The following is a 14,761-nucleotide window of genomic DNA, read 5'->3' as shown; positions in this document are numbered from 1 at the left end:
CTTATTTAAAAGGACAAAATGCGCCTCTCGGCGCAATAAATTAGGTTGATGGTATTCTATCTAGCTGGTTAAATTGGTTTCTTTACAGCAACCAAGTCACCACTACGACTTTGAACATAGAGGTATTCCCCTGAGTTCAAGGCTTTAGAAAATAGTCCATCACTATCAATTAATTGTTGTGCAACCAACTTACCGGTTTTACGGTCAAGCCAGTGCAGGTAACCTTCTTTATCACCGACAACAATATTATCGCCAGAGACAATTGGTGCAGTTACACCACGTAATGCTAATCGATTCTGCGACCATAGGGTCAAGCCATTACGACGGTCGATAGCATGGATCCGACCTTCGGTATCTGTTAAAAACAGCTCAAAGCCCGCAACCGTAAGATCTTTTACCGATGCATAAGCACGTTTCCAAAGCACCTTACCAGAACGTAGTTCAATCGCCATTAATTCGCCGTTAAACGCAGAAGTATAAACCTCTGTGCCACGAGCCACTGCTTGGCCATTAACATCAACTAAACGGTCAATATCATTGGCGCCTTTTGGCTTAGCAACATTAACTTCCCAGATCAATCGACCACTAGCAAGAAAGACTGCGGCTAGTTTACCATCACTGCGGCCATAAATCGCTGCTCCATTGGTAGTGATTGGCGAATTATTACCACGTAAAGTCAAAGCAGGTAATTCTGAGCTTTGGATCCAGCGCTGTTCGCCAGTCTGAACGTCAAAACCAATCAAGCTACCACTGCCAGTCTGGACGATAACAAGACCTTCATCAACGACCGGACTTGCGATCACTTCACCATCAGTTTCAACTTGCCAAACAACGTCGCCCGTTTCATCATTTAATGCAAATAATACTGCATTTTCACTACCGACAAATACCATGCCATAACCAGCAGCTAGGCCACCAGAAAGCAGTGCATTATCACTGTCATCAAAACGGTTGAACACATCTTCTTTAGAGAGGTCTTGAGCCCAAATTTCATTACCCGAAATAGGGTCTAAGGCCTTAACTATACCAGCACGACTGGCGGCAAAAAGATGCTCATTGGCAAGTAAAGTTCGAGTCTGTGAGTAGTACTCACCAACACCAGAACCGATGCTCTTACGCCATTCAACTTCAGGAGTAAATTCAGCTTGGATGACCGGTAGTGGTGCATACACCTCCTCATCATCGCTAAATAAAGAGCAGCCTTGTAAAAAAACTGAAAGAACCGCAGCTGCTGTCAGTGTTCTCAGCTTATTGGTCATTCAACTCTCCTGCAATCGCAGCATCAAGATCATCAGCAACATCGGCAATAGCAAGATCATCAAGTTTCAGTTGTAGTAACTGAGTATTAGCACCCACACCAGCCAGTGCTGCTTGATAGGCACTACGCGCAGCGTTTACATCGCCTTGCTGTACATAGATATCACCTTTAATCTCTGCCGTTTTACTCGCAAAAGTATCTAATGTCACTTGCGCTAATGTCGCGAGTGCAGCATCAAAGTTTTGTAATTGCGCTTGTACACGTGCTAAACGAAGATTAGCAATCGGTAAAATAGCCGCTTGATTGCTGTTTTTCACAACCCAGCTAAGTTGTGTTTCAGCTTCAGCAAAATCTTGCTTTTTAACCGCTTCAGCAGCAAGCTGTAATGCTGTTAATGTTGCATACACGTTACCGCTGTTTGCATCAATAAACGTTTGAGTTGTCGCTTTCGCTGCAAGTCCATTTTCAGATAATTCAGTTACAACAGTATCATAAGCGGCTGATAGTTCTTCTTGTGCTGTTAACTGGTTATCGTTGTAATAACGAAAACCGACTAAACCAGCGAGGCCTAGTACAGTACCAAAAATAACCGCATTACCATTAGATTTCCACCATGATTTCAGCGCTTCAACTTGTTGTTCTTCAGTAGCGTAACCTTCCACGTCTCACCCTTAATTTTTTTAAACACCATTAAACAGCATTAATTCGTTGTTGCTTTTTATTATTTACTTGTTTAATAGCGTAGTTAATTGATTTACTAACTCAGTTACTGCGATAGTTTGCTGCTGTGTTTTACCAGTCAGATCTTTCACCGTAACTTGTTTGTTTTCGATTTCGTCACTACCCAGAATAAGTGCTATTTTAGCACCATTTTGGTCAGCACGTTTAAGTTGTTTCTTAAAGTTACCACCGCCGTTATGCATCATTACTTTTGCAGTTGGCATTTGGTCGCGTAACTGTTCTGCTAATAACATACCGTGTACATCAGCACCTTCGCCTAATGCCGCGATATAAACATCAACTGCGCCAGCGATATCCGCCGTCAACTCTAATGTTTCTAATAATAATACTAAGCGTTCAATGCCCAGCGCAAAACCAACCGCAGGTGTTGCCTTGCCGCCCAGTTGTTCAACTAAGCCATCATAACGACCACCACCACAAACAGTACCTTGTGCGCCTAGGCTCTCGGTTACCCATTCAAATACAGTGTAGTTATAATAATCAAGGCCGCGAACTAAACGATCATTGATTTGGTATTTAACGCCTGCAATGTCTAACATTTTACATAGACCGCTAAAGTGCGCTTTAGTTTCTTCACCGTAATAATCCGCTAAGCTTGGCGCATCAGTCAGTAATGCTTGCACGTTAGGATTTTTACTGTCGAGCACACGCAATGGATTGGTGTACATACGACGTTGGCTTTCTTCATCAAGTTCTTCTTTAAAACCTTCTAAAAAGCTAATCAGTGCTTCTTTATGGGCAATACGCTCTGCTGAAGAACCCAAAGAATTAAGTTGTAATGTAACATGTTGCTCGATACCAAGTAACTTCCACAGACGCGCCGTTAATAAAATAACTTCCGCATCCGTATCCGCGCCTTGCAGACCGAAAATTTCAACACCAAATTGGTGGAATTGACGGTAACGACCTTTTTGTGGGCGCTCGTGACGGAACATAGGTCCGATATACCACATACGACGCTCTTGGTTGTACAACAAACCATTTTGAATACCAGCACGCACCGTTGATGCAGTACCTTCAGGGCGTAGTGTAAGGCTGTCACCATTACGATCATCAAACGTGTACATTTCTTTTTCAACAACGTCAGTTACTTCACCAATCGCACGTTTAAATAAATTCGTAGACTCAACGATCGGCATACGAATTTCAGAGTAGCCATAGGCTGCAACAGTATCGCGTAATACTGATTCTACTTTTTGCCATACCGGCGTTTGTTCTGGTAAGCAATCATTCATGCCACGAATTGCTTGGATTGGTTTAGCCACGGTCACTCTCGAAAATTAAAAAAGACATATAACCCCAGATTATAAGGAGTTTCTACGTCGAGGTAAAATATTCAAAGGTGTTAGTAGGATATTTATCCTAATTCCAACACCTTTGCTGGTAAAATTATGCTTTAGCGTCAGTTACAATGATATTTTCAGGAGCCATCATCGCTGCTTTTGCACGAATTTTAGCCTCAAGCTGATCAATCATATCGTTATTATCAAAGCGTTCTTTCTGACGTTTGCCATCAAGGTAGTAACCACTCTTATTACTACCACCGGTCACACCGATTTGTGACGCTTCCGCTTCACCCGGACCGTTTACCACACAACCAATGATAGACACATCCATCGGCGTAATAATGTCTTCTAGACGCTCTTCTAATGCATTTACCGTACTGATCACATCAAACTCTTGACGTGAGCACGTAGGGCAAGCAATAAAATTAATACCTCGGCTACGGATACGTAATGATTTTAGAATATCAAAACCAACACGAATTTCTTCAACGGGATCTGCGGCCAGTGAAATACGCAATGTATCACCAATACCTTCCGCCAATAACATACCAAGGCCAACCGATGATTTAACCGCGCCACTCCTGAAACCGCCCGCTTCGGTAATACCGAGATGTAATGGTTGATCTATCTGTTTCGCCAATTGACGGTAAGATTCAACAGCCAGAAATACATCAGATGCTTTTACGCTGACTTTAAATTGATCAAAGTTCAAACGGTCGAGGATATCCACGTGACGCATTGCTGATTCAACCAGCGCAGCAGGTGTCGGTTCACCGTACTTCTCTTGAATTTCACGCTCTAACGAACCACCGTTAACACCAATTCGAATTGGAATGTTCATATCTTTGGCGCAATCAACCACAGAGCGAATACGACTTTCATTGCCAATATTGCCAGGGTTGATACGTAAACAATCCACACCGTATTCAGCGACTTTAAGGGCAATACGATAATCAAAATGAATATCAGCAACCAGCGGCACATCGACTTGCTGTTTAATCAGTTTAAATGCTTCTGCCGCATCCATTGTTGGTACGGATACACGAACAATATCAGCACCAACCGCTTCTAATGCTTGAATCTGAGCAACGGTTGCTGCCACATCCGTCGTTAAGGTATTTGTCATTGACTGTACTGTAATCGGTGCATTGCCACCAACTGGTACCTTACCAACCATGATCTGTTTTGACTGGCGGCGAATAATTGGGCTTTCCTGATGCATATATATAACTCGCTAATTAAGCTTCAAAAGGTAATTTAAATTTAGCAAGCCGACCTTGTCTAAAGGTTGATAAATCGACAGCTTCACCAGCATAACTCATGGTGACTTGCTCTGGTGCACCGAGTTTGATTGATAATGGTGCTAAACCTTGTAATTCAATTGTCTGACCCATGTGCTTAACACCCGTCGACAGTGTTTTGCCATTACGGTCTTTAATCTGTACCCAACAATCTCCCGCAAACGTTAATACTAACGACTGAGAGGCTATCGCGGGTTTATTATCAACGACATTGGTGACAGTTGGCGTGCTAACAGCTGGTTGCCCTACGGCTACCGGCAATGTCAAGGTCGCCGTCGGAACGACAGCTGATGGCGCTAGTGTATTATCAAACTCACCACGTTCAGCAACAATCGAAGGGCTATCAGGCTCAATCAGCGTCTCCGCGTCTGGTGATTCAAGCGGATCGCTAGCTTGTGTTGTGATAGCTTCAGGCACAGGCACAACAACGTCCACGTCATCGCCGCGTAAACCCCAAATTAAAAATGCGATAAGCATAAAGCCAATAATACCGTAGCTAACCAGCATTAAACGGTTATCGTGTGCTTCTAATTTGGTTCGACGGGAAAAACTCTGTAATTCAGCTTGTTGCTCACATGCCACATTTTGACAATCGTAAGCAGTAATCACTTCATCTTCAGATATTTTAAGATAACGAGCATAGCAGCGAATATAACCACGCATGAATGTAGGTGAGATACCCTTATCACACACACTTTGTTCAATATTGTTGATAACGGATAGCTTAAGGTGAATATTATTACTAACCTCTTGTATGCTGATACCTGATGCAATTCGCGCATCTTGTAATATTTGGCCAGCAGTCACCACTTCGATATTGTCCTGCAACTCAGCAGGGTGATCGGGATCTTTTAAGGTTTCTAAATCAATAGTCATTTGTAATATATTTTTGTGTTTGGAACGCTAAGGGAAATTGAGCTAATAATTGGCGACTATACACTTCGGCAACAGCCGATTCTTTCTGCTTGTCAGCAATATTAAAACCCAACCAAAGACTACGAGCGGTTACCTTACTTAGAGACTCATATTTATTTAGTTGCTGTTTAGCTACCGTGTATTCAGCCAATTTAAAGTGTAATTCAGCAATAGATAACCGTACGTCTAGATTTTGTGGTGCATATGCGAGAGATGACTGTAAATATGCGAGTGCTTGCAATTCATCGCCTTGCTCTAACGCACAGTGACCCGCATTTTCATAACTATTCGCAATTTCATTATAATTCGGTGACGCAATCGCCGCTAAAAACTCAGTTTCAGCTTCATCGTATCGCGCTATTCCACATAGGAACACACCAAAGTTATTATGTATATTACCATCATTGGGAGCAAGGTCTAGCGCATGAAAGTAAGCTTTTTCGGCTTGTTCATGCTCTTGTACCTTCTGATAGTAATAAGCATAGGCCAGATGAATATCGGCATTATCAGGAGTATAACTAACAGCTCTATCCAGATTTATTTTCGCTTCTTGATAGTTTTCGATTTCAATATACTTTAACGCAAGGGTTAAACGGCTTCGAGCCGCTGACATCTTATCAACCGAATTGTCACTTAAACCAGCGCTGGTTTCAATGTAACTTTGTGAGCTACAGCCAGCCAGCGCTACTACCATCAATCCTACTACAGCGTAGCGTTTCATGCCTAAATCCATCTAGTCAAAAGTATCAGTCGCTCATTTTGACTGAAATCTCTTCACCTTGCATCCGTTTTTTTAATGTTCTCTTCGTTCTGTCGATCACATCACCCGCTAATTGCCCACAAGCAGCGTCAATATCGTCACCACGTGTTTTACGGATCGTCACGGTATTTTCGTAAGTCATCAGTACTTTGTTGAAGCGATCAATACGGCTATTACTTGGCTTACCATAGTCGCTACCAGGGAATGGGTTGAATGGGATCAAGTTAATTTTACACGGCGTATCTTTTAATAACTGCGCTAATTCGTGTGCTTGGTCTGTCGAATCATTCACGTGGTCAAGTAACACATATTCAATGGTTACTTTCTGACGATTGGCATTTGATTTACTAATGTAAGTCTTAACAGATGATAATAACGTTTCAATGTTGTACTTCTTATTGATTGGTACTAGCTCGTTACGTAGTTCATCATTTGGCGCGTGTAGTGATACCGCTAATGCGACATCGATTAAATCACCTAATTTATCTAGCGCAGGAACAACACCAGAAGTAGATACCGTTACACGACGTTTTGATAAACCAAAGCCATAATCATCTAACATCAAGTTTAATGCAGGTACGAGGTTAGTCATGTTAAGCAGTGGCTCGCCCATCCCCATCATAACTACATTAGTAATTGCACGTTTCTTATTATTAAAACCAATAACTTGTGTTGCACGCCATACTTGACCAATAATTTCAGAAACACGTAGATTACGGTTAAAGCCTTGCTGAGCTGTCGAGCAGAATGTACATTCTAGTGCACAACCTACTTGTGACGATACACACAGTGTCGCACGGTCGCCATCTGGAATATAAACCGTTTCATATTCTTGGCCATCCACTTTTAATGCCCATTTAATGGTGCCATCTTCACTGCGTTGCTCTTGGCTAATTTGCGGCGCTTCAATAACTGTTTCACGTAATAATTTTTCACGTAACTTTTTATTCAAGTTAGTCATTTCATTAATGTCATCACAACCTTCATGATAAATCCATTTCATTACTTGATCAGCACGGAATGGTTTTTCACCAATGTCAGAAAAATATTGGCGCATAGCGTTGCGATCAAAGTCTAATAGATTTATTTTTTTATTACTCATGAAGTGAGCCTCTATAATGTATTTTATTCGGTTTGAAACAATTTAAGACTCAATTTTAAACAATATTTTAAGAATACTGGGATAAAAAAGACGATGCTAAAATTGAGGTTTCAGGGCGCGGGATTGTACAAAGTTTAACGCCTAGACGCTAGCGCATTGGCCGAATTAAACAAAATAATTTATTCACTGTTAGTTTAAATAACAAATAATCGGAAGAGATAACAAATAATTAAGGCTAAATAACAGCTATAAAGGCGATGAGGATAATCTGAAAGGTAGGAGAAGTGAAAGCGGAAGTCATAAAATCGGGCCGTAAATCACTCGCATATCGCTACGCAACTGCTTTACAACCCGTTTCGCTAGTTAATTAGCGAGCGCATACTTCATTTTCGGTAAAGAAGTAAGCGATTTCACGTGCTGCAGATTCTTCACTATCAGAACCATGTACCGCATTAAAACGCATGCTTTCGGCATAATCACCACGTAAGGTACCTGCTGCTGCAGTTTCAGGATTGGTGGTACCCATTAATTCACGATAGAAAGTGATCGCATTTTCACCTTCTAATACTTGTACCATGATAGGACCAGAGGTCATAAACTCCATCAACGGTTCGAAGAATACTTTACCTTCATGTTCGGCATAAAAACCTTCCGCTTGTTCACGGGTAAGGTGGAGCATTTTTGCAGCCATAATATGTAAACCAGAAGCTTCCATACGAGAGTAAATAGCACCAATTAAATTTTTTCTTACTGCATCAGGCTTAACAATAGAAAAAGTGCGTTGAATCGCCATAATTTTTAACCTTAATTTGAGAAGTTGACTATTTAAATCTGACTATCTAATCTGAAAGCCAGCCAGATAACCTTAGAAAATACAGGCTATCTTATTAACATCGACTTTAATTGCATTACAATTTTTAAACAAGTGTTAATCGTGAAAGGTCGATTAAATACTGGGTAATGCGAATCTTATCTAGCACAAATTCACGGCATCGCTTAATTGATTAAATATCAAGCTATTTATCCAGTGAATTCAGATCCAAATCTGTCATCGTGCTCAGCTCATCAGTAGACGCTGCTGGCTTTGATGATGTTATATCACTGTCTATTTGCTCTGATATCACTTTTTCAAATTTACGTTTTTGCCAAAATTTAATACTAAACAAGGCCGCAACCGCTAAAATAAGTAACGAGACTAGACCACCAATAACCCACAACAATAAATTCCAGTCTCTCTCGCTATCCTCGAAAATACCCATTGCAGGGTCGGTCATTTCAGCTTGGGAGGCTATTGCCACGGGGAGTAGCGCACTATCAATGAAAATAGGTTTTGGTATCACGAAGGCTTCTGAAGGCATATTAATGGTAATTTCACGCCCTGCTATTGTGGTCGCAAACAACTTTAGCTCTATGGTATAACTACCAAACTCTGCGGGTCGTGCAAACGTATGGATCTGTTCCGCCATCCCGGCTTCAGCATAAATAACAAAATCACTACTTTTACCGCTATTAACTGACTCAAGACGGCCTTTAATCACAATGCTCTCGGGCTTTAATTCATCAATATCATAAGTCAGTTTTAACTGCGGATCGGCATTGGCCGGTAGCGGCAACATCTGTGTTTTTATCGGTTTCGGAAACAGGATCACGTCTTGATTGAAACTACGCGTGAAAGCATGATTTTTTACCGCAACTTCAAACTTATATTTACCTGTGGCTAAATCAAGTTGCAAGTATGTAGTGAATAACCCATCTTCAGGTAACTCATCAAAAAAAACGCCTTTATCATTAAATCTAGCGAGTTCTTGAGACATAAAATTAAAATTTTCATCTTCGCTGCGATTATAACCATAAGCGGTCATAATCAATTCAACGTCGCGTAAATAACTTTTATTCAGACGCTGTTCCAAATGCAATAATTCACCGCTCACTTTCAGACGCTCGCCACTATATAGCTGAATAGGCAAACGGTTGACTTGCAATTGCACATCAGACAATAACTGAATGCGATTGTCACCTTGAATTTTACCTATTGCCTGCCAAGGGCCTGGCATCGGGTTTTCAACGGTGATAATGTCATGTTCTTCGCCTTCAATCCAATGCACACTATCTGATTTATCCCAAATGTAGACTTTACTGCCATCAGGGCGAACTAGAATAACCGCTTTAGAAAAACGTTCACGCGCAATAATAAAAGTGATCTGCTTAATACCATAATCAACACGAAAGCGGTTATCTAACAGCGCAATATCACTGGTTTGATAAACCCCTTGAGCGCCAGCAAACACACTAATGCTAATAGCACCAATAAATGCACATAATAACCAAGTATTACGCATGATTTTCCTTATCCTAATGTACTTGCCACAGCGCATCACCAACGATACCAAGTCGTTCATCATGGGCTTTCAATTCATCATCTGTTGCTTGCACCACTTTCAATGGCGCGCGGGTTGCTGCAAGTCGACGAATACCACTACCACCTTGCGAATTAGCACTATCTTGCGATAAATTCAATTTAGTTTGGCCACCTGTCATGAACAGGTATACATCCGCCAAAATCTCCGCATCGAGTAACGCGCCATGCAGGGTACGATGCGAGTTATCGATACCATAACGATTACAAAGTGCGTCTAAGTTATTTCGCTTACCCGGAAAAAGTTTCTTAGCAATAGCTAATGTATCGGTAACCTTACAAATTTCTTTAGTTTCAGGCAGACCTTTATTGAGTAATCTAAATTCGTGATCGAGGAAGTTAATATCAAACGAAGCGTTATGTGCCACTAACTCAGCACCATCAATAAAAGCGATGAACTCCGCAGCGATGGTAGAGAAGCTTGGTTTATCTTGTAAAAATTCATCGGTAATACCATGTACCGCGATCGCTTCAGGGTCAACTAAACGATCTGGTTTGATATAAACATGATAAGTGCGCCCTGTTGGACGGCGATTAATTAATTCAATACAACCAATTTCAATCACACGATGACCAATATGGACGCCACCCACGCCTTCATTCATACCGGTTGTTTCAGTATCAAATACGATGATACGACCAGCGCCTTGCATTAACTCTACATTGTCCAACGACATAAATATCACCACTTCAATTAAACTGCCGCTATTCTAGTATGAATTAGCCTACGATTCACCTGCTAACATCGCTAAATCGCCGTGGGCAAAATTAAGACGGTTTATGTGGTAACTTTTGAGTCGCCCCCGTTGTTATAAAACGACGTTTGGCATGGCTGACTTGCCACCAATTTTTGACTGGTGATATCGGCGCGCGGCGTTTACGTGCAACAATAAAATAGACTGATGAAAAAGAAGGGAAATGCATTTGGCCAATACTTTCTGACCACCATGTTAATGGCTTCTTACCAAGAAACGAGGTAAATCCAAAACGGTCATCTTGAATAATTTCGAAACCGAGTAATTCTAGCCAATCTTTAATACGCGCAGGTGTAAACATTCTTCCCGACCAAGGTGGGTGATTACGCTTAACCCCAAGTAACTTGACTAAGCCACATAATGACAGTGGATTATAACCGCTTAAGATCAGGTAGCCGTCACCTGTTAATACCCGCTCGACCTCTCGTAATACTTGGTGGGGGTCCGCAGAAAAATCCAATGATTGGGTCAGAATGCAGGCATCGATACAGTTTTCCTGAAAAGGCAGATGAGCGGGATCAACAAACAGTCCTCCCATACCTAACTCAGATGTTGCCGTGACCTGATGTTGTATACTGCTGCCAAAACAATTAAGCTCACCACTTAACGAACCCAATTTTAGTAAATGATAACCAAATATTTTTGGGCACCAGACATCAAGGCGCGCCTGAATCTGGCTAGCCAACCATTCCCCCATAGGAAGATCATTCCAAGAATGAGGGTTTGTAATCTTATGCTTATGATGTGCAGGTTTTATTAACACGACAATATCCGCTAAAATTTTGTTTTATATATAATTAAAGATAATCCCATAAAGAGAGCGATGCAATGCTTGAAGTCATATCTATACCAACATTTAGCGACAATTATGTTTGGTTGATCAAAAACACTGAAAATAATCACTGTTGTATCGTTGATCCCGGCCAAGCCGAAGCCGTATTACAAGTGGTCAATCAGCAAAATTTAATTCTCGATGCGATTTTAATTACCCATCACCACTATGATCATATCGATGGTATTAGTGATATCCTTGCGGCAACATCGCATCCAGTGCAAGTCTATTCATCAATAGATATCAACGTCGCCGCCCCCGTTACTCTCGTTACAGAAAATAGCCAGCTAAGTTTACTTGAGCATAGCTTAGCATTAACCGTCATGGCGACTCCCGGACATAAACGTGAGCATGTTGTTTACTATAATAAAACCATGTTGTTCTCTGGTGATACTTTATTCTCGGGAGGATGTGGTCGTATTCTTGATGGTAGCGCGTCAGAGCTGTTTGCATCGTTACAACGCATTAAAGCCTTAGATGAAAATATATTAGTGTACCCAGCTCACGAATATACCCAAACAAACTTAATGTTTTGCTATGCCGTAGAGCCACAAAACAACGCGCTAAAAAAACACATTGAGCATACCGCAAAATTGCGTCAACGCGGGCTACCAACGGTGCCGAATAGCCTTAAAAATGAAAAGGAAATCAATGTTTTCTTACGTACTAACGAAGCAACCGTCAGTATGGCAATGGAGCATAAACTGCTTGATATCCTCACCAGCGAAAAAGCGGTATTCACTGCATTAAGAACTTGGAAAGACCATTTTTAAGGAAATAATTACGCTAAACGCCAGCAATGATAAGCTTGCTTTGTCTTTCGTTGGCGATTAGCATATCCCTGTTTTTCACTAATATAAGATGTATATGAAATTTAAATTATCCATTCCGGTATTGATATTACTGAGCGGGTGTCAAATGACGCCAGAAGATCACAGTAACGATGTGCAAACAACTCTAACGCCTGTCGTTGCCCCATCTCCAAAAGCCAGCAATAAAGACAGCGGTTTAGATAGTGCAACAGAAGACAATATTGCCAAACTTATTGTAGCTGAAGACGTAACCGTCGAGCCGATTGATAATGTTTGGGTTCGAATTGCTGAGCAAATGACGATCCCCATTCCAGATAATGCCCGCATTGCCAAACACCGTAAGTGGTTTTTAGATCACCCTCAGCATTTAAAAACCGTATCAGAACGTGCCGAACCATTTTTATATCTTATTGTTGAAGAACTTGAACGTCGTAACTTACCGCTTGAACTAGCCCTGCTCCCCGTAGTAGAAAGTGCCTTCGACCCATTTGCTTATTCACACGGCAGTGCATCAGGTATGTGGCAGTTTGTACCCGGTACTGCAACACAATACGGTCTAGAGCAAAACTGGTGGTACGATGGTCGTCGTGACGTATTAGCATCAACAAGTGCAGCACTGACCTATATGGAATACCTAAGCCGTCGCTTTGATGGAGATTGGTTACATGCCCTTGCTTCGTATAATTCAGGTCAAGGTCGCGTCGGTCGTTCTATTCAGCGTAATAAAAAAGCTGGCTTAGCCACAGACTTCTGGTCGTTATCACTACCAAAAGAAACAGAAGCATACGTACCGAAATTATTAGCCCTTGCTGATATCTTACAAAACGCTGAAAAGTATAACTTAACGTTACCTGTGATTGATAACGAACCTGCGATTCAACAAGTTGATGTTGACAGTCAAATTGATTTAGCTCTGGCTGCCGACTTAGCAGGCATGGACGTCGCTCAACTACAACGTCTTAATCCGGGATTTAACCAATGGGCAACAGCGCCTGATGGGCCACATACATTATTAATCCCGAACGAGAATGTCGAAAAGTTTGAAGCTGCATTAACAAAAACTGATGCTAAAGGCCGTTTAAACTGGGTGCGTTATAAAGTTAAATCAGGCGATAGCCTAGGTGAGATTGCCCAGAACTATAACACTTCTAGCAAGATCATTGCTTCGGTTAACAACCTAGACAGCAGCATGATCAAGATCGGCCAAGCGCTATTGATCCCAATGGCTGCTAAAGATCTCGATTATTATAAATTTAGCGAATCATCACGCATCGCTCGTCGCCAAGACAAACCAGCAGGTCGCTTTAAAGTTATCCATAAAGTGCAGTCCGGTGATAACTTATGGGATATTTCACGGGCCTATAAAGTTGACCACAATAGTTTAGCGAAGTGGAACAATATCGCACCAAAAGATACTTTAAAAATCAATCAAAAATTAGTCGTTTGGCAAGGTAAAAAACAAAGTAGTGCTCACGGTAAAGGCATTATGCGTAATATTACCTACAAGGTTCGCCAAGGTGATTCCCTTGCCCGTATTGCCGATAAATTTAATGTTAAAGTTAAAGATGTTGTACGCTGGAACGGGTTGGCCAATCAGAAATACATTCAACCAGGTCAGTCACTACGCCTTTATGTTGATGTAACTAAAGTAAGCACTTAAAACAGCAATCGCTTATCGATAACTGACAATTGGTTATACGTTCCATAAAAAATGGCTTACGCTAAGAAATAATCTTATCCGTAAGCCATTTTTATTGCTCTTCTATTTTTTATTCATCATAAGCTGCGTAATAATATTGCGACAACGCTAATTATAAACCCAGCATATCGTCTTTAAGATCATCATCTGCTGGCTCATCACCTAGCCAAATAGCTAATACCGCCTGACGAAAAACCTCGTTATCAATTGTTGATAACTTTTCATTATTTTTATACGTCATTAAACCTTTACCAGGTAAGCTCACTAGCGTAAATTGATCGCCTTTCACTATTTCTTCACTAAACACACCAATAAATTCTGCAATTTCAGCTGCAATAGGCGCAATATTACCCGCCGTCGCACCGTCAAAACCTTCATTAATCGCACTCACCATTTTTTCAGAGGTAATCAAACCTGAGATAATATTCAGACGAATTGCACTGACATCTTGGCTGTTTATGACATCTTTATTCACTGTTTGTGTAAATAGCGAACCTACATATAGATCAATAAAGAACTTACTACGAACACCCGCACCTTGATAATTAAGTGATGCGCCTTCAACAGATACATTATCCGGAACAGCAACGCCTGACACTTCCTGTGCCGCATTTACAGAGAAGCTTAATAGCATTGCCGAAGCGAGAGTGGCTAATTTATTCATGACTTGATCCTATGTGAGTCAATATTAAAGCGCTAATTTAACCACAAAGAAGATAGAGCTAAAACTCTAAGGCTAAGGATTAAGTAAATTTAATACAATTTAATTACGGCTAAATTAATACTCAATAAAAAAGCCACTCATTACTAAAATGAGTGGCTTTTTCTAATTTTAAAATACTAATTTAGAGCGAGATAAAACGCTATTTTTTCAGTTTAGCATT

14 protein-coding genes are annotated in these 14,761 nt (G+C 41.1%); 2 read left to right on the top strand and 12 right to left on the bottom strand.

Features of this window, described 5'->3' with window-relative positions; all coding sequences use genetic code 11:
• Positions 1-68 precede the first annotated feature (68 nt).
• The 11 genes from bamB to QNK26_RS17010 form a co-directional block, all read right to left on the bottom strand.
• Entirely contained in the window at positions 69-1,259 is a 1,191-nt protein-coding gene (gene bamB / locus QNK26_RS17060; protein ID WP_319225185.1) for an outer membrane protein assembly factor BamB, read from the bottom strand.
• Complete coding sequence (locus QNK26_RS17055; RefSeq protein ID WP_319225184.1) at positions 1,249-1,920, bottom strand: YfgM family protein; 672 nt, start codon at positions 1,918-1,920, stop codon at positions 1,249-1,251. Before QNK26_RS17055 ends, bamB begins: the two co-directional genes overlap by 11 nt.
• Before the next feature lie 63 nt (positions 1,921-1,983).
• Positions 1,984-3,264: a histidine--tRNA ligase gene (gene hisS, locus QNK26_RS17050; RefSeq protein ID WP_319225182.1), complete on the bottom strand. Its 1,281-nt coding sequence runs from the start codon at positions 3,262-3,264 to the stop codon at positions 1,984-1,986.
• A 124-nt stretch (positions 3,265-3,388) separates the two neighbouring features.
• Positions 3,389-4,507: a flavodoxin-dependent (E)-4-hydroxy-3-methylbut-2-enyl-diphosphate synthase gene (gene ispG / locus QNK26_RS17045; protein WP_319225180.1), complete on the bottom strand. Its 1,119-nt coding sequence runs from the start codon at positions 4,505-4,507 to the stop codon at positions 3,389-3,391.
• Between the two features lie 16 nt (positions 4,508-4,523).
• The gene (locus QNK26_RS17040) at positions 4,524-5,462 is read right to left on the bottom strand and encodes a RodZ domain-containing protein (protein ID WP_319225179.1); all 939 of its coding nucleotides are present in this window, start codon (positions 5,460-5,462) and stop codon (positions 4,524-4,526) included.
• The gene (pilW, locus tag QNK26_RS17035; protein ID WP_319225177.1) at positions 5,452-6,222 is read right to left on the bottom strand and encodes a type IV pilus biogenesis/stability protein PilW; all 771 of its coding nucleotides are present in this window, start codon (positions 6,220-6,222) and stop codon (positions 5,452-5,454) included. Before pilW ends, QNK26_RS17040 begins: the two co-directional genes overlap by 11 nt.
• Positions 6,223-6,247: 25 nt before the next feature.
• Entirely contained in the window at positions 6,248-7,363 is a 1,116-nt protein-coding gene (locus QNK26_RS17030; RefSeq protein WP_319225176.1) for a bifunctional tRNA (adenosine(37)-C2)-methyltransferase TrmG/ribosomal RNA large subunit methyltransferase RlmN, read from the bottom strand.
• A gap of 367 nt (positions 7,364-7,730) precedes the next feature.
• The gene (gene ndk, locus QNK26_RS17025; protein WP_319225175.1) at positions 7,731-8,156 is read right to left on the bottom strand and encodes a nucleoside-diphosphate kinase; all 426 of its coding nucleotides are present in this window, start codon (positions 8,154-8,156) and stop codon (positions 7,731-7,733) included.
• Positions 8,157-8,379: 223 nt separating this feature from the next.
• Positions 8,380-9,702, bottom strand: coding sequence for a TIGR03503 family protein (locus QNK26_RS17020; protein ID WP_319225174.1), 1,323 nt, complete (start codon positions 9,700-9,702; stop codon positions 8,380-8,382).
• Positions 9,703-9,715: 13 nt separating this feature from the next.
• Positions 9,716-10,456: a DNA polymerase III subunit epsilon gene (gene dnaQ, locus QNK26_RS17015; RefSeq protein WP_319225173.1), complete on the bottom strand. Its 741-nt coding sequence runs from the start codon at positions 10,454-10,456 to the stop codon at positions 9,716-9,718.
• Between the two features lie 91 nt (positions 10,457-10,547).
• Entirely contained in the window at positions 10,548-11,231 is a 684-nt protein-coding gene (locus QNK26_RS17010; protein WP_319225172.1) for a class I SAM-dependent methyltransferase, read from the bottom strand.
• 131 nt (positions 11,232-11,362) lie between these two features.
• On the opposite strand from QNK26_RS17010, the gene gloB reads away from it, so the two are divergent.
• Positions 11,363-12,139, top strand: coding sequence for a hydroxyacylglutathione hydrolase (gloB, locus tag QNK26_RS17005; protein WP_319225170.1), 777 nt, complete (start codon positions 11,363-11,365; stop codon positions 12,137-12,139).
• 94 nt (positions 12,140-12,233) lie between these two features.
• Complete coding sequence (locus tag QNK26_RS17000) at positions 12,234-13,838, top strand: LysM peptidoglycan-binding domain-containing protein (RefSeq protein WP_319225168.1); 1,605 nt, start codon at positions 12,234-12,236, stop codon at positions 13,836-13,838.
• Between the two features lie 151 nt (positions 13,839-13,989).
• Here QNK26_RS17000 and QNK26_RS16995 read toward each other — a convergent pair whose 3' ends face one another.
• Complete coding sequence (locus QNK26_RS16995) at positions 13,990-14,541, bottom strand: chalcone isomerase family protein (protein ID WP_319225166.1); 552 nt, start codon at positions 14,539-14,541, stop codon at positions 13,990-13,992.
• Positions 14,542-14,761: the final 220 nt, after the last annotated feature.

The organism is Moritella sp., assembly GCF_033791185.1.
GTDB lineage: Bacteria > Pseudomonadota > Gammaproteobacteria > Enterobacterales > Moritellaceae > Moritella.
Note: the sequence above shows the minus strand (reverse complement) of the source record. Positions and strands in the feature narration are given on the sequence as shown.